General features: G+C 44.3%; 17 protein-coding genes and 1 riboswitch. Of the genes, 10 read left to right on the top strand and 7 right to left on the bottom strand.

The genetic code is table 11. The features are described 5' to 3' along the window. Positions 1 to 45: 45 nt before the first annotated feature. Positions 46 to 1,362: an adenosylhomocysteinase gene (ahcY, locus tag GGE08_RS00695; protein WP_179383001.1), complete on the bottom strand. Its 1,317-nt coding sequence runs from the start codon at positions 1,360 to 1,362 to the stop codon at positions 46 to 48. A gap of 74 nt (positions 1,363 to 1,436) precedes the next feature. Here ahcY and GGE08_RS00690 point away from each other — a divergent pair, with 74 nt between their 5' ends. From GGE08_RS00690 to GGE08_RS00665, 6 genes are all read left to right on the top strand, one after another. Continuing rightward, positions 1,437 to 2,078 (top strand): 4'-phosphopantetheinyl transferase family protein, encoded by a 642-nt coding sequence (locus tag GGE08_RS00690; protein WP_179383000.1) that lies wholly within the window; start codon positions 1,437 to 1,439, stop codon positions 2,076 to 2,078. 36 nt (positions 2,079 to 2,114) lie between these two features. Next, a complete protein-coding gene (locus tag GGE08_RS00685) occupies positions 2,115 to 2,375 on the top strand; it encodes a YkoF family thiamine/hydroxymethylpyrimidine-binding protein (protein WP_179382999.1) in 261 nt (86 codons plus the stop codon). Further along, positions 2,359 to 3,000 (top strand): nicotinamide riboside transporter PnuC, encoded by a 642-nt coding sequence (gene pnuC / locus GGE08_RS00680; protein ID WP_179382998.1) that lies wholly within the window; start codon positions 2,359 to 2,361, stop codon positions 2,998 to 3,000. Before GGE08_RS00685 ends, pnuC begins: the two co-directional genes overlap by 17 nt. Further along, on the top strand, positions 2,955 to 3,536 hold the full coding sequence (locus GGE08_RS00675; RefSeq protein WP_179382997.1) for an AAA family ATPase: 582 nt from the start codon (positions 2,955 to 2,957) through the stop codon (positions 3,534 to 3,536). Before pnuC ends, GGE08_RS00675 begins: the two co-directional genes overlap by 46 nt. Next, positions 3,517 to 5,055 carry a DUF4301 family protein gene (locus GGE08_RS00670; protein ID WP_179382996.1) on the top strand — a complete coding sequence of 513 codons (1,539 nt, stop codon included), beginning with the start codon at positions 3,517 to 3,519 and terminating at the stop codon, positions 5,053 to 5,055. The genes GGE08_RS00675 and GGE08_RS00670 overlap by 20 nt, the downstream gene beginning before the upstream one ends. Before the next feature lie 514 nt (positions 5,056 to 5,569). Further along, a riboswitch (TPP riboswitch) is annotated at positions 5,570 to 5,663 on the top strand. A gap of 83 nt (positions 5,664 to 5,746) precedes the next feature. Beyond that, positions 5,747 to 7,996 carry a TonB-dependent receptor gene (locus GGE08_RS00665; RefSeq protein ID WP_179382995.1) on the top strand — a complete coding sequence of 750 codons (2,250 nt, stop codon included), beginning with the start codon at positions 5,747 to 5,749 and terminating at the stop codon, positions 7,994 to 7,996. A gap of 68 nt (positions 7,997 to 8,064) precedes the next feature. On the opposite strand, the gene GGE08_RS00660 is transcribed toward GGE08_RS00665, so the two are convergent. After that, positions 8,065 to 8,502: a hypothetical protein gene (locus GGE08_RS00660; protein WP_179382994.1), complete on the bottom strand. Its 438-nt coding sequence runs from the start codon at positions 8,500 to 8,502 to the stop codon at positions 8,065 to 8,067. 186 nt (positions 8,503 to 8,688) lie between these two features. On the opposite strand from GGE08_RS00660, the gene greA reads away from it, so the two are divergent. Together greA and GGE08_RS00650 are read left to right on the top strand one after the other, a co-directional pair. Beyond that, the gene (gene greA, locus GGE08_RS00655) at positions 8,689 to 9,165 is read left to right on the top strand and encodes a transcription elongation factor GreA (protein ID WP_179382993.1); all 477 of its coding nucleotides are present in this window, start codon (positions 8,689 to 8,691) and stop codon (positions 9,163 to 9,165) included. Positions 9,166 to 9,233: 68 nt separating this feature from the next. Further along, on the top strand, positions 9,234 to 9,623 hold the full coding sequence (locus GGE08_RS00650; RefSeq protein ID WP_179382992.1) for an HIT family protein: 390 nt from the start codon (positions 9,234 to 9,236) through the stop codon (positions 9,621 to 9,623). On the opposite strand, the gene GGE08_RS00645 is transcribed toward GGE08_RS00650, so the two are convergent. Together GGE08_RS00645 and GGE08_RS00640 are read right to left on the bottom strand one after the other, a co-directional pair. Then, the gene (locus tag GGE08_RS00645; RefSeq protein ID WP_179382991.1) at positions 9,620 to 9,964 is read right to left on the bottom strand and encodes a hypothetical protein; all 345 of its coding nucleotides are present in this window, start codon (positions 9,962 to 9,964) and stop codon (positions 9,620 to 9,622) included. The two genes, GGE08_RS00650 and GGE08_RS00645, sit on opposite strands and share 4 nt — an antisense overlap. A 3-nt stretch (positions 9,965 to 9,967) precedes the next feature. After that, positions 9,968 to 11,119 carry a PAS domain-containing sensor histidine kinase gene (locus tag GGE08_RS00640; protein WP_179382990.1) on the bottom strand — a complete coding sequence of 384 codons (1,152 nt, stop codon included), beginning with the start codon at positions 11,117 to 11,119 and terminating at the stop codon, positions 9,968 to 9,970. A gap of 122 nt (positions 11,120 to 11,241) precedes the next feature. Here GGE08_RS00640 and GGE08_RS00635 point away from each other — a divergent pair, with 122 nt between their 5' ends. Both GGE08_RS00635 and aat read left to right on the top strand, forming a co-directional pair. Continuing rightward, a complete protein-coding gene (locus GGE08_RS00635) occupies positions 11,242 to 11,622 on the top strand; it encodes a DUF3127 domain-containing protein (RefSeq protein ID WP_179382989.1) in 381 nt (126 codons plus the stop codon). 90 nt (positions 11,623 to 11,712) lie between these two features. Beyond that, on the top strand, positions 11,713 to 12,387 hold the full coding sequence (gene aat, locus GGE08_RS00630) for a leucyl/phenylalanyl-tRNA--protein transferase (RefSeq protein WP_179382988.1): 675 nt from the start codon (positions 11,713 to 11,715) through the stop codon (positions 12,385 to 12,387). On the opposite strand, the gene GGE08_RS00625 is transcribed toward aat, so the two are convergent. Genes GGE08_RS00625 through GGE08_RS00615 form a run of 3 tightly spaced genes read right to left on the bottom strand, consistent with a single transcriptional unit; the run spans position 12,358 to position 14,162 of the window. Beyond that, positions 12,358 to 13,041: a DUF2490 domain-containing protein gene (locus GGE08_RS00625; protein ID WP_257023924.1), complete on the bottom strand. Its 684-nt coding sequence runs from the start codon at positions 13,039 to 13,041 to the stop codon at positions 12,358 to 12,360. The genes aat and GGE08_RS00625 overlap by 30 nt on opposite strands. Beyond that, a complete protein-coding gene (locus tag GGE08_RS00620) occupies positions 13,028 to 13,582 on the bottom strand; it encodes a hypothetical protein (RefSeq protein ID WP_257023923.1) in 555 nt (184 codons plus the stop codon). Before GGE08_RS00620 ends, GGE08_RS00625 begins: the two co-directional genes overlap by 14 nt. Positions 13,583 to 13,598: 16 nt before the next feature. Beyond that, on the bottom strand, positions 13,599 to 14,162 hold the full coding sequence (locus GGE08_RS00615; protein WP_179382985.1) for a DNA-3-methyladenine glycosylase I: 564 nt from the start codon (positions 14,160 to 14,162) through the stop codon (positions 13,599 to 13,601). Between the last annotated feature and the right edge of the window lie 19 nt (positions 14,163 to 14,181).

Below are 14,181 nucleotides of genomic sequence, written 5' to 3'. Positions count from 1 at the left end.
CCCATGGTTTTGGCCATGGGTTTTTTGTTTTATATCAAATCTTGATTAGTATCGATAGTATTCTGGCTTAAACGGCCCTTCTACTTCCACACCAATGTAATCTGCTTGTTCTTTATTGAGCTCTGTCAATTCAGCTCCCAAACGAGCTAGGTGCAATTTGGCCACTTTTTCGTCCAAATGTTTGGGTAGCATATACACCTCATTGGCATATTTATCGCTGTGCTTCCAAAGTTCAATTTGAGCCAAGGTCTGGTTGGTAAAACTGTTGCTCATCACAAAACTTGGGTGGCCCGTGGCGCAACCTAGGTTCACCAATCTACCTTCCGCCAGTACGATCACGTCCTTTCCGTCGATAGTGTATTTATCTACCTGTGGTTTAATTTCATCTTTGGTATCTCCGTAGGCACCGTTCAACCAAGCCATATCGATTTCATTGTCAAAATGCCCAATGTTACAAACAATGGCTTTGTCCTTCATGGCCCTAAAATGCTCTTCGCGGATAATGTCCTTGTTTCCCGTACTTGTAATAACGATATCCGTATTGGGAACCACAGTTTCCAATTTCTTCACTTCAAAACCGTCCATACAAGCTTGTAGTGCACAGATGGGGTCAATTTCGGTAACGGTGACAATGGCGCCCGCTCCACGGAAAGAGGCGGCAGTTCCTTTACCCACATCACCATAACCTGCAACCACGACACGCTTTCCGGCCAACATGGTATCGGTAGCCCTTCGGATAGCATCCACGGCACTTTCACGACACCCATACTTATTGTCGAATTTGGATTTGGTTACGGAATCGTTCACGTTGATGGCGGGCATGGGAAGTGTTCCCTTTTTCATACGTTCGTACAAACGGTGAACTCCTGTGGTGGTCTCTTCCGAAAGACCTTTGATGCCAGCGGCCAATTCAGGATATTGGTCCAGAACCATATTGGTAAGATCCCCACCATCGTCCAAGATCATATTCAAGGGCTTTCTGTCCTCACCAAAGAACAACGTTTGTTCAATGCACCAGTCAAATTCCTCCTCGTTCATCCCCTTCCAAGCATACACGGGGATACCTGCAGCAGCAATGGCCGCAGCAGCGTGGTCTTGGGTGGAAAAAATGTTGCAGGAGCTCCAAGTTACCTCCGCGCCTAGGGCCACCAGGGTTTCAATGAGTACTGCCGTTTGAATGGTCATGTGCAAACAACCGGCAATTCTAGCGCCTTTTAGCGGTTGTTCGCTACCGTACTCTTCGCGCAGGGCCATTAGCCCTGGCATTTCGGCCTCGGCAAGCTCAATTTCTTTCCTTCCCCAATCCGCAAGAGAGATGTCCTTTACCTTATATGGTACGTATGGAATTGTCTTTGTGCTCATACTTTATCTAATTTTACTTTTGTAGCTTCGCTTATATTTTGGCACAAAGATACGAATTCGCATAACTTTTGCTCATGCCCATTTATAAAACAATAACAGTTTCACCCACCACCAAGGTCTATATTTGGAAAGTGAGCGAGCCAGAAGCTGAACTGGCTAAAGATGTGGAGCTTACGGCGCATTGTCAAAATCGGATGGACGGTATGAAATCCGAGGCCCATCGCAGGGCATTTTTGAGCATTCGCCACCTTTTGGCCGAGGCGGGTTATGTGGACAGCGATTTATATTATGACGATTTTGGAAAGCCACACTTAAAGGATGGAAAGTACATTTCGATCACCCATTCCCACCATTTTACAGGAATCATCGTAAGCGAAACGGATGAGGTGGGTATCGATATTGAGAAGCAGCGGGACAAAATTCTAAAGATTGCCCATAAGTTCACTCCAATCCAAGAATATAAGACCTTGGCCAATTCGGAAGCCTTGATGCGAAAACTGACCATTGTTTGGGGTGCCAAGGAATCGCTTTACAAAATCTATGCACAACAGGGCCTTAGTTTTTTAAGGCACATCAATGTGATTGATTTCTCCTTCGAGGACACCCGAACGGTGGCGGAAATTATGTACAAGGGCAAAAAATCGCACTACGAAATCGAATTTCTGGAGTTCGAGGGCTTCACCTGTGTTTATGCACTTAAAATGATGGGAGGATAATTCCTTTTTGTAGTTTTGTCGCGAAACCTATTGGCCATGAACATATCTGTTGAACTTACCCTTTCCCCGTTGCAGGACGATTTTGAAACCCCCATCATTCAGTTTATCAAAAAACTTCGCGCTTCGGGACTTACGGTTTTGGAAAACCCGCTGAGCACTCAAGTATTTGGCGATTATGACAAGGTGATGGAATTATTGAATTCCGAGATTAAGGAAAGCTTTGAAAACTTGGACCATGTGGTGCTTACAATGAAAGTGGTAAAATCCGACCGTAGCGACTATGAACCCCATTTTTGATTTTTTCCTTGGCCCATACCAAGGTAGGGAGCTATCCCTGATCATTTTGGAGGCTACGGCCTTCTTCTTCGGTATTGCCAGTGTGGTGTATGCCAAACGGGAAGATATTTTAGTGTACCCTACGGGACTCGTGGCCACGGTGATCACGACCTACATTTTTTTGGTGGACAGTTTATATGGCGATATGATGATGAATTTTTACTATTCCATCATGAGTATTTACGGTTGGTGGAACTGGGCCAGAAGAAAGGATGATAGAAACCCAGTGGTGCAAATTACCCGAACGAACACCAAGGAGAAATGGATCGGGTTCGGATTTTTTCTACTCACCATGTTGGTAACCTATGGGGTTTACAGGGCCTTTGGTGCCGAAATTGGCCCTACCAACTATGTGGATATCTTCACATCTGGTATTTTCTTTACCGCTATGTGGTACATGGCCAACAAAAAACTGGAAAACTGGACCCTTTGGATTTTGGGTGACTTAATAACCGTACCTTTGTATGCATACCGGGGATGGGGAATGTTCTCTTTGCAATACCTCATCTTTACCGTTTTAGCTGTACAGGGATATCTAGCATGGAAGAAAAACTTGGGCAACAGCCTTCAAACCTCATCAAAGTAGTCCTTTTTGGACCTGAATCCACAGGAAAGACCACACTCTCCAAACAACTGGCCGAACATTACCATACGGAATGGGTGCCGGAATACGCACGGGAATACCTTCAAGATAAATGGGATCGAGAACAAAAGACCTGCGAGCCCCAAGATCTGCTGCCCATTGCCTATGGCCAAATGCAGTTGGAGAACAAGTTGGCACAGAAAGCGAACAGGGTACTAATATGCGATACCGATCTTTTGGAGACCAAAGTGTACTCAGAGGCCTATTACGATAGCACCTGCGACCCACTCATAGAAAAATATGCACTGCAGAACAGCTACGACCTCTATTTTTTGACCTATATCGATACACCTTGGGTGGCGGACGATTTGCGGGACAAGCCCGATGAAAGAGAACGAATGTTTCTACATTTCAAGGAAGCTTTGGAGAAAAATAACAGGAAATTCATTAATTTAAGGGGGGATAAAGCGTCAAGGCTTTCCACAGCAGTTAAACACATAGATAAACTTCTCCAAAAACATGATCGAATTAAGTCCTAAAGACTTGGAACAACTCGATTCCAAAGGAATTTCCAAAGAAAAAGTAGCGAACCAAATAGAAACATTTAAAGAAGGCATTCCCTTTGTAAACTTATCGCAGGCCGCGGTGGTGGGCAACGGCATATTGCGCTTCTCCGAAAAAGAGCGGCTGGATCTCATTCAATATTTTGAGGATAACAGGGGCGCTTTGGAGCTGTTGAAGTTTGTGCCAGCATCGGGAGCCGCATCCCGGATGTTCAAAGCCATGTTCAATTTTTTGGATAGCTACGACCCATCAAAAGAAAAACTTTCCGAATACATAAAACGTACCGGCGATACCGATGCCCAAAAGTTTACGGATAATCTTTCTGACTTTCCATTTTATGATGTGATCATGGCGCGAATTGAAGGCAAAGCATCCAACAAGGATGAGCAGGCCTATCTTTTTGTGAAGGAAATGCTACAGGAAAGTGGGCTTGATTATGGATTTTATCCCAAGGGACTCTTGCCGTTCCATAAATACGATTCAGGGGCTGCCACACCATTCGAGGAACATTTAAAGGAAGCGGCACTTTACGCCAAAACCAAGGGTGTTGCCAATCTGCACTTTACCGTTTCGGAACAGCATGATGAAATGTTCGCCAAAGAGGAGGTCGTGGTGAGCCCAAAGATTTCCAAGAAAACGGATACCCGTTTTCAAATTTCTTACTCCAATCAAAAGCCTTCCACAGACACCATTGCGGTAGATATGGACAACCAGCCTTTTAAAAACAACGATGGTTCCATTCTGTTCCGGCCAGGTGGCCATGGGGCACTTATCGAAAACCTTAACGATCAGGATGCGGATATCATCTTCATCAAAAATATTGACAACGTGGTCATCGATAAGAATTTGGAAGCAGTGGCCAATAGCAAAAAAATGTTGGCAGGGGTCCTCAAAAAAGTTCAGGATAAGGCGTTTGCCTACGCTAAGTCAATGGAAGAGGGAGATATTTCTGTTGAAAAGGCGGACGAGATCAAGGCTTTCTTGGAGAAAGACCTCAATGTACGCATGCCAAGCAACTATGACGACCTTGGCGTGGAGGAGCAAAAGGCCGAAATCAAGAACAAACTCAATCGTCCCATCCGAATCTGTGGCATGGTAAAAAATGAAGGCGAACCCGGTGGAGGACCCTTTTGGATCAAGGATGCCGACGGAAATGTATCCCTTCAGATCATTGAATCGGCGCAAATAGATATGGAAGATGATGCGCAAGTGGCCATTCTTAAAAACTCGACCCACTTTAACCCTGTCGATTTGGTCTGTGGGGTGCGGAACCACAAAGGCGAAAAATTCGACCTGTTGAAATATGTGGATCCCAAACAAGGTTTCATCACTGGAAAAACCAAGGAAGGAAAAGAATTGAAAGCACTTGAGCTACCGGGACTATGGAACGGAGCCATGGCTTTCTGGAACACCATATTTGTGGAGGTGCCCTTGGTGACCTTTAACCCTGTTAAAACCGTAAATGATCTTTTAAAGCCTTCGCATCAAGCCTAAAGGTTTTCAACAAGATAATTGATCCGCTTTTTGAACAAAAAGCGGATTTTTTTTTGACCAAAAGTGACCCACCGGTAAAAGTTGTGTCTTATAAAGTACAGTCGGGATTCTTTTCGATGACATGATTAAATACGATAATCCTTAGGGGTTGTCTCAACTAGGTTGGTTGATTTGGTAAGAAGGCCGTGCAATACGTACGGCTTTCTTTTGATAGACCAATCAATGAATGCAAGGGCTATATGTTTTATAAAATAATACTGTTTTTAAATCTATTCTCCTTGGGCTTGGCTTTGTACATTTTGATAAAACATTTAAAAGACAGAAAAAAGGACGAAAACATAATGAAGCAGGATGATGCTATGTAAACACTATCCATGTATTATCCATTTCTGCCAATCTGTACCGTGGTCTTTTTTCCTTGTGACCATTTATTGGCAAGTATGAAAGGCTGCTTCGGCAGCCTTTCTTTTTGCTCTCTTTTCTTTGAAAACCAAAACCAACATCTTACATTTGCGGCATCTCAAAGGGGTGCTTTTACCAAAAGGCTGAGATTATACCCAATGAACCTGGGCGGGTAATGCCGCCAAGGGAATGCGCAAGCCGCATCTTGGAATTTCTATGTTTCTTCAAGAAACAAAAATCAATTACTAACACAGAATAATGACCCCTTTTATTCGTAACATTTTTACGAATGAAATTTTATTCAATTATTCAGAAAAGGGCCATTTCGGGCTCTTCGCAACAACGGCGGAACAACAAACGGAACCATTTCAAAAAGTTCACTATTGCCTTGGCTTTGATTGGCCTAAGTGGCACCATGAGTGCCCAAGAGGAGCCCATTGATAGCCTCGAAGGTGAAAAAGTAGTGCTCGATGAGGTACTTGTTCAAGGTGTACGGGCGACCAAGGAATTTCCCATCACCTTTTCCGACTTGGATAAGGTAGAAATTGCACCACGAAACCTCGGGCAGGATATTCCCATCCTCATGAATTTTATGCCAGCCGTGGTCACTACCTCCGATGCCGGGGCGGGGATAGGATATACCAGTATCCGTGTTCGTGGTAGCGATGCTACCCGGGTAAACGTAACCATTAACGGTATCCCTTACAATGATGCCGAATCCCAAGGGACATTTTGGGTAAACATGCCCGATTTTGCATCGTCCACCGAAAGTTTGCAATTGCAGCGAGGTGTGGGAACCTCTACCAATGGGGCCGGAGCCTTCGGTGCGAGTTTGAACATGCTGACCGATGCTTTTTCCGAAGAAGCGTATGCCCGTATCTCCTCCTCCGTTGGAAGCTTCAATACCTTACGAAGCAATGTGAAATTCAGTACGGGGCTAATGAATGATCATGTGGAGTTTTCAGGCCGATTGTCACGGATAACCTCAGATGGCTATGTGGACAGGGCATCCTCCGAATTGGACGGCTATTTTTTGCAAGGAGTTTACAATGATGACAATACTTTGGTAAAGGCCTTGCTCTTTGGAGGGCACGAAATCACCTATCAAGCTTGGAACGGAATTACCGCCGATCAGTTGGTGAACGACCGTACGTATAATTCAGCAGGTGAGTACACGGATGACGATGGCAATATCCAGTATTATGAGAATGAAGTGGACAATTACAAACAAGACCATTTTCAGTTGCACTGGTACGAAACCTGGAACGCTGCTTGGAACACCCATTTGGCGGTTCATTATACACGGGGACGTGGCTTCTTTGAGCAATACCAAGAGGACGATGATTTTGCCACTTATGGTTTGGAGCCCCTTACGGTGAACGGAGAACTGGTGGAAACCACAGATTTGATTCGTCGTCGATGGTTGGACAATGATTTTTATGGAACCATTTTTTCGGCCACTTACAACAACGAAAACTTGGAACTCATCATGGGAGGTGGCTACAACGAATACAAAGGCGACCATTTTGGGGAAATTATCTGGGCCGAGTTTGCCAGCAATAGCGAGATACGCGATAGGTATTATGATGACAACTCCACCAAAACGGATTTCAACATCTACACCAAGGCCAATTATAGATTAACGGATAAATGGTCCTTGTTTGGCGACCTGCAGTATCGAGGGGTTACCTATCAGGCGAATGGTGAGGATACCGGACTGGTGGATGACACCTTCAATTTTTTTAACCCCAAAGCGGGTATCACTTTTGATTTGAACAGAAACAACAACTTCTATTTTTCGTATGCCAGGGCCAATCGGGAGCCTAACCGCAACGATTATGAAAATGGAAGTCCAAAGCCCGAAAAGCTGAACGATTTTGAGTTGGGGTGGAGGTATGTTTCCCCAAGTTTTCAGTTGAACACCAACGTGTACTACATGCGCTATAAAGACCAGTTGGTGCTAACGGGTGAATTGAACGATGTTGGCGCTCCGCTGCGGTCCAACGTGGGTGACAGCTATAGGTTAGGCCTGGAAATCGATGCCAACGTTCGCTTATCCAGAACCTTTCAATGGAGGCCGAATATTGCCTTGAGTGATAATCGCAATATCGATTTCTTTTTTGAACGTGACGGGGAGCTTCAAAATTTGGGAAATACCCGTATTGCCTACTCACCGCGTTTGATTGCAGGGAATATTCTTTCCTATCAACCCAATGCGAATCTTCAAGTATCATTATTGTCAAAATTTGTGGGAAAACAGTACATGGGCAATATCGATTCCGAGAATTCGGTCTTGGATAGCTATACCCAAACCGATTTCAATCTCCAGTACACCATCAACATGAATTCGTTTGTGAAGAGTATTGAGCTTTCTGGATTGGTCAACAATATTTTTGACGCGGATATCGTGTCCAATGGCTATTTTTTCACTTTTAATGATGATTTTTCCAATCCCGGAACGGTTACCACTGTTGAAGGGGCGGGTTACTATCCGCAGGCAGGCATCAATTTCCTAGTGGGTGCGACTATCAATTTTTAATGTAAGACTGTAAGACAAGAGGTTCTGCAAGTTAGGTGCAGGACCTCTTTTTTAACCATAGTGTTAGATCAATTGGAAATGACCACGGTGTTGCCATTTTGGGCCGCATTGTAAAACAACAGGTCATAGTAGCGGTTGCCATCATTGGGTCGGTCCAATTGTTGTCCCGTAAAAAGGCTGTAGGTGTATCCTTCGCAGCCGCAGACCACGTTCTGTCCATCTATGGTCATGGTAGAACATTCATTGGGCGTGTGGTTGGGGCAACTGGCCTCAAAAGCATAGAAGGTATTTAAGCTGGCCTTGATAACAAAAGCTCCTCGTGTTCCCACGCCATTGTTGCCCACATATACGGGATTTCCAATGTTGTTCAAGTCGTTGTAAAGCGGTAGGTTCAGGTTGATTTCAAACCGAAACCGAACCTCTTGCAAATAAGGATTGCGGTTGGTCGTATCCGAACTGCAGGCGAGCATAAGCACAAGCAAAACAAGGGCCCAGAGATGCTTCATGGTAATTGATTTCAAAGGGTTACAGGCGCAAAGTTGATCAAAAATTGCCTATATTTGCGTTAAATCCTCGCAAAAACCATGCAGGTCATGGGAATCGTTGAGGATTTTTTGTATTTGTAGAGGAAGTGTACATTGGGGAAATTTTTCGATTTTCTTCGATGTCTTTTTGTATTAAAACTAAACGTCATGAGCAAAGTTTCATATTATACGCCCGAAGGACTGAAAAAATTGAGGGACGAGCTAAACTACCTGAAGGATGTGGAGCGCCCCAAAGCGTCACAAGCTATTGCAGAGGCAAGGGACAAGGGAGACCTATCCGAAAATGCAGAATACGATGCGGCCAAAGAAGCACAGGGATTGTTGGAGATGAAAATTTCCAAGATGGAAGAAACCTTGGCCAACGCTCGTTTAATCGATGAATCCCAATTGGATACCTCTAAAATATTGGTGCTATCTACCGTGAAGCTCAAGAACCAGAACAATGGTATGGAAATGAAGTACACCTTGGTGGCGGAGAGCGAAGCAGACCTGAAGAAAGGAAAAATTTCCGTAACCTCTCCAATAGGAAAGGGGCTGTTGGGCAAAAAGGTGGGCGATGTGGCCGAGATCAAAGTACCCAACGGAACCTTGAAGTTTGAAATTTTGGAGATTACAAGAGAGTAAGCGTAACTTAATTGGTTATATTTAATCCCGTTGCAATACGGGATTTTTTATTTTAAAACCGAATCAAAATGGCCAGTATATTCACAAAAATCATCAATGGAGACATTCCAAGTTACAAAATAGCTGAGGACGAGTACAATTTTGCTTTTCTGGACATCAACCCCAATGCCAAGGGACATACCTTGTGCGTTCCCAAAAAAGAGGTGGATAAGATCATGGACCTGGATGAGGAATCGTACATGCGATTGATGGGCTTTTCACGAAATGTGGGGATGGCCTTGGAGAAAGCAGTGCCCTGTAAGCGGGTGGGCATGTCCGTAATAGGCTTGGAAGTGCCCCATGTGCACGTTCATTTGATTCCACTTCAAAGCATGGCCAATGCCACTTTTCAACACAAAGAGAAACTTAGCGAAGAAGAATTTGAAGCCGTGGCGGAAGCCATCCGGTCCAAACTTTAACTTTCCAAATAAAAGTAAACACCTGCCGCCGCTAAGCACAGCATCAGGATTAAAATAATGAAGAACAACATGGTGAACCGTACCGCTGGCCGGTCTGGTTTTACCAACTTGTTGTAATAATTGAATACCCTTTCAATGTCTGGGGTCCAGTTTACGGGGTAAATAACAGAGTTACATTTTTTGCACTTGATCTCGTGGGTTACCATTCCTGTGGTTCTATGGTACAAGGCATTATACGTATGTTTTTGGTAAAATGTGATCTTGAGTTCCTGATTAAAACACTCGGGACAGTTGTTGGTGATGTCAGCTTCCTGTATTACAAGTTGTTTTTCCTCGGCCATAATTCAATTTTCTAGTGCTTTCAGGGAAATTTGCATGATGGTTCCTTCCTTGCTTGACGAAAATACTTTAATTTTTCCTTTATGGTACTCTTCCACGATTCTTTTTACCAACGAAAGCCCTAAACCCCAGCCTCTTTGCTTGGAAGTGACCCCAGGATTGAAAATGTTCTGGAAATCGCTTTTTGGGATGCCGTGTCCGGTATCGGAGACCAGAATGTTGATGTTTTGGCCCTTTTTTTCAATTTGGATGGTGATATTGCCCTTTCCCTTCATGGCATCGATGCCGTTTTTTACCAAGTTTTCTATACTCCAATTGTACAAAGGAGGGTTCATTAGCACCGCGGCTTCCTCTACATTGGAGCTGAAGGAAAAATGCACCAATTTGGAACTGCGCTGCTTGAGGTAGTCGTAGGCCTTTTTGGTTTCTGAAACAATATCGTGTTTTCGCAGTTCGGGCACGGAACCTATTTTGGAAAAGCGCTCGGTAATGGTTTCCAGTCGGCTGATGTCCTTTGCGATTTCACGGGTTACCTCTGGGTTGATGGCCTCAGATTTCAACAGTTCGTTCCAGCCCAATAAAGAAGTTAGGGGCGTTCCGATCTGGTGCGCGGTTTCCTTGGCCATTCCCGCCCATAGTTTGTTCTGTTCCGATGCCTTGTTGGTCCTGAAGAAAAAGAAAATGACCGCACCAAATAGAAAAATGATCAATAATAGGGCAAGTGGATAATATTTTAACTTGTTCAGCACCTCGGAGTTACCATAATACAGGGTTTCCAAGAGTTCATCTTCCTGTATGATCTGTATAGGTTCGTTCTCGTTCCTGAATTGGGCGATTTTTTTTCGGATGTAGACACTGTCACCGATTTTGTCCTCCGGAATGTTGTGGGTTTTATAGGAGCCCTCTTCGTTCACCAAAATCATGGGAGTAGAGGTGTTGTTACCCAAAACTTTTAGGGTAAGGTTTCCCAGCTCTTGGTCCACCGAAGATTGCACCAGCTCCAATTGGGCCGTGGCCCATATTTCCATTTTGAGTCGCTCTTCCTCCTTGAATTTTTTAAAAAAACTGTTGGTGTTCCATAAAATAAGGCTCACAATTACGAATGCCGAGATCAAGAGGATAAGATTGGAGGTTTTCCGTTTTGAGCTAAAGTTCATGGATGGTCAAATTGTTTTTAAAGATAGGGAAATGGAAAACATGTTGATAGTTCGTTGAAATAACGGATGCCAATGGAATTCATTTTATGTACTTTTGGGTTTTCAACAAAAATTAACATTGCATGGAAGTTCAGGGAAGAATCAAAATGATAGACGAAACCAAGACCTACGGTAACAACGGTTTCCGAAAAAGAGAAGTGGTCGTTACCACAGAGGAACAATATCCACAACATATTTTGGTGGAATTTGTGCAGGATAAATGCGATTTACTGAATAATTACAGTGTTGGACAAATGGTAAAGATCAGCATCAACCTAAGGGGCAGGGAATGGGTAAACCCACAGGGCGAAACCAAGTATTTCAACTCCATCCAAGGTTGGCGCATCGAAAACCTTCAGCCGGAACAGTCCGGTGCCGACAATATGCCACCTGTTCCTCCCATGGAGGCCTTTGAGCCTGCGGACGATTATAACGATGAAGATCACGACGATTTGCCTTTTTAATCGACACGTTTAATAATAATTTTACTGAAAATCTGGACCCTACCGTCCAGATTTTCTTGTTTTTGGCCCGATTTGTATTTTTAGAAAAAAATGCACGTGGAAAACACGCCCCTATACTTTTTGAACAAAAGGTTGGAGTTCCCCCCGGTGGATCGGGCCAGTGAGGATGGCCTACTAGCGGTAGGTGGAGACCTCTCTCCGGAACGGTTGTTGTTGGCCTATAAAAATGGAATTTTTCCTTGGTTCAACGATGATTCCTTGATTTTATGGTGGGCCCCCGACCCCCGTATGGTTCTTTTTCCTAAGAAGGTGAAAGTATCCAAAAGCATGCGAAAAGTGATTCGTGACGGCCAATTTACCTTGACCCAAAATACTTGTTTTGAAAAGGTAATGGACCATTGCGCCAAGGTCCTACGAAAGGGTCAGGACGGAACCTGGATTACCCCCGAAATGAAAACGGCCTATATGAATTTGCACCAAAAAGGCCATACACGCTCTTATGAAGTCTGGGAGGACGGTGAGCTGGTGGGCGGACTCTACGGGGTTGACCTTGGACACGTATTTTGCGGGGAAAGTATGTTCAGTTTGCGGCCCAATGCGTCCAAATTTGCGTTCATCCAAATGGCCCGGGAACTGGATAAGAACGGATACTTGGCCATCGATTGTCAAGTGTACACCCCCCATTTGGAGAGTTTGGGAGCAGAATTGGTCCCGCGAGCGGAATTCGTAAAAATTTTACAGGGAGAGCTGCGCACTCGTCAATAAAAAAAGCACATTTTGTGGTTGACTGGCCGTAAAATCCTCTATCCGATATTCTACGCCCATCTGGAACTTAAGGCCACCGTTAAGTTCCCAGCCAATCTGTCCCGATAATCGGGTATCGTACTCAGGGACGTTTTGCTTCGCCACGCTCAATAGGCTTTCCAGACTGCCCACAAAGTAAGGTTCCCCAGGGTCCAATTTTTCGCCCTGTAAAGGAAAATCCACTGCAAAGCGATATCGGAACCGATGTGTGGTCAAGGAGTTGGTAATGCGCTGCTCTGCCCTAAACCGGTGCCCGTAGCGGATAGCGAGAGGTTTGTGGGTAATGTTGTATTGTTGGGTGAGCCGCAGTTCGTTTTCCCGATCCTCAAAGGTATTTCGGAAACGGTATTGGATGCCAAGGGCCACACTTTGGTTTCCCTGAATCTTTAGGTTGGAAAAATGCGCAAGGTCCAATTGCCTCACCCGCAAGGTCGCCACTTCATCGTCAAAAATGTAATTTCGGTTGGCCAATGAAAAATTGTGCGAATAGGACCCGGAAACTTTGTAATTGACGGCCACTTGTGGCTGCCAATAGGCTGTAAGGTTTTCTTGGGCCCGAACGCTGGCCAAAGACAACAACAGCAGCAGACCAAAAAACCACCTAGTAAAGTACATGGTCATAACTTGGTGGGAACGATTTGCGGATTTGTATCAATTGGCCCGCTGCATCAAACAGCGCTTCGTACTCTTGAAATTCCTTGTCCTTTTTGGCGGAAAAAATCAGTTCATAGTTCACCTCTGGCAAAATCAGGTTTTGGAAGGCATTGTGCAGGAGCTTTTTCTCGGATTGCCCATCCAGCAAAGGATATTGCTGTTGGATTTTTTTGATTCGATATTTGGCATGGTTTTCATCAAGATAGAACAGAATGGTGCCCCAAGTGTCGTTGGGAACATCCTGCTCCTTTATGATAAACTCCACATCCTCCAATTTTCCGCTTTCATCAAATTCCACGCTGTAGTGAAGCCTTCCTTTTTTAAACTTTGCTTCGTAGCTTTTTTTGATGCTGTCCGTTTCTTTATAAAAACGGATGCGTTTGGCATCGTCCAAGTAATCTTGTATCAACAGGTAGGAAGCTTTGGGGAATTCTTCCTCATCTATCCTTGATTCACGTTCGTACTTGTTCTGTGCAACACCAAATTGCATTATCAGAAGCATAAAAAGGAGTATGGGATTAAACTTCATGGTATCTAAAACAGTTTACTTCGTGGTCGTTGACCATACCGGTGGCCTGCATGTGGGCGTAAATTACGGTACTACCAACAAACTTGAAGCCTCTTTTCTTTAAATCTTTGCTAATGGCATCGGAAACAGCTGTGGTCGCAGGGGCATCCTTGTAATTTTTCCATTGGTTTTTGATGGGCTCACCATCCACAAAATCCCAAATGTAGGTATTGAAGCTACCAAATTCTTTTTGGATTTCCATAAAAGCTTTGGCGTTGGATATGGTAGCGTTCACTTTTAATTTATTTCTGATGATGCCGGGATCCTGTAGCAGGGAATCGACCTTTTTTTGGTCGTAGGCAGCAATTTTTCGGTAATTGAACCGGTCGAAGGCTTTTCTAAAATTTTCTCGTTTGCGCAATACGGTAATCCAGCTCAATCCGGCTTGAAAGGTCTCCAATATCAAAAATTCAAAGAGTGTATCATCATCCCGCACGGGAACGCCCCATTCCGTATCGTGATAAGCTTCGTACAAGGGGTCGCCAAGGCACCAACCACACCGATGTTTGTCCATAGTGCTAGAATTTTTATCA

It is taken from the genome of Allomuricauda sp. ARW1Y1 (genome assembly GCF_013407935.1).
Taxonomy (GTDB): domain Bacteria; phylum Bacteroidota; class Bacteroidia; order Flavobacteriales; family Flavobacteriaceae; genus Flagellimonas.
The sequence above is the reverse complement of the archived record's forward strand: the minus strand, read 5'-3'. Positions and strand labels throughout refer to the sequence as shown.

Excerpts from the sequence above, each read along its gene's own strand:
- GGE08_RS00640 (WP_179382990.1), bottom strand. The coding sequence starts at position 11,119 with ATGAACTTTAGCTCAAAACGGAAAACCTCCAATCTTATCCTCTTGATC.
- greA (WP_179382993.1), top strand. The coding sequence starts at position 8,689 with ATGAGCAAAGTTTCATATTATACGCCCGAAGGACTGAAAAAATTGAGG.
- aat (WP_179382988.1), top strand. The coding sequence starts at position 11,713 with ATGCACGTGGAAAACACGCCCCTATACTTTTTGAACAAAAGGTTGGAG.
- GGE08_RS00670 (WP_179382996.1), top strand. The coding sequence starts at position 3,517 with ATGATCGAATTAAGTCCTAAAGACTTGGAACAACTCGATTCCAAAGGA.
- pnuC (WP_179382998.1), top strand. The coding sequence starts at position 2,359 with ATGAACCCCATTTTTGATTTTTTCCTTGGCCCATACCAAGGTAGGGAG.
- GGE08_RS00665 (WP_179382995.1), top strand. The coding sequence starts at position 5,747 with ATGAAATTTTATTCAATTATTCAGAAAAGGGCCATTTCGGGCTCTTCG.
- ahcY (WP_179383001.1), bottom strand. The coding sequence starts at position 1,362 with ATGAGCACAAAGACAATTCCATACGTACCATATAAGGTAAAGGACATC.
- GGE08_RS00660 (WP_179382994.1), bottom strand. The coding sequence starts at position 8,502 with ATGAAGCATCTCTGGGCCCTTGTTTTGCTTGTGCTTATGCTCGCCTGC.
- GGE08_RS00685 (WP_179382999.1), top strand. The coding sequence starts at position 2,115 with ATGAACATATCTGTTGAACTTACCCTTTCCCCGTTGCAGGACGATTTT.
- GGE08_RS00650 (WP_179382992.1), top strand. The coding sequence starts at position 9,234 with ATGGCCAGTATATTCACAAAAATCATCAATGGAGACATTCCAAGTTAC.
- GGE08_RS00635 (WP_179382989.1), top strand. The coding sequence starts at position 11,242 with ATGGAAGTTCAGGGAAGAATCAAAATGATAGACGAAACCAAGACCTAC.
- GGE08_RS00645 (WP_179382991.1), bottom strand. The coding sequence starts at position 9,964 with ATGGCCGAGGAAAAACAACTTGTAATACAGGAAGCTGACATCACCAAC.
- GGE08_RS00690 (WP_179383000.1), top strand. The coding sequence starts at position 1,437 with ATGCCCATTTATAAAACAATAACAGTTTCACCCACCACCAAGGTCTAT.
- GGE08_RS00620 (WP_257023923.1), bottom strand. The coding sequence starts at position 13,582 with ATGCTTCTGATAATGCAATTTGGTGTTGCACAGAACAAGTACGAACGT.
- GGE08_RS00625 (WP_257023924.1), bottom strand. The coding sequence starts at position 13,041 with ATGTACTTTACTAGGTGGTTTTTTGGTCTGCTGCTGTTGTTGTCTTTG.
- GGE08_RS00675 (WP_179382997.1), top strand. The coding sequence starts at position 2,955 with ATGGAAGAAAAACTTGGGCAACAGCCTTCAAACCTCATCAAAGTAGTC.
- GGE08_RS00615 (WP_179382985.1), bottom strand. The coding sequence starts at position 14,162 with ATGGACAAACATCGGTGTGGTTGGTGCCTTGGCGACCCCTTGTACGAA.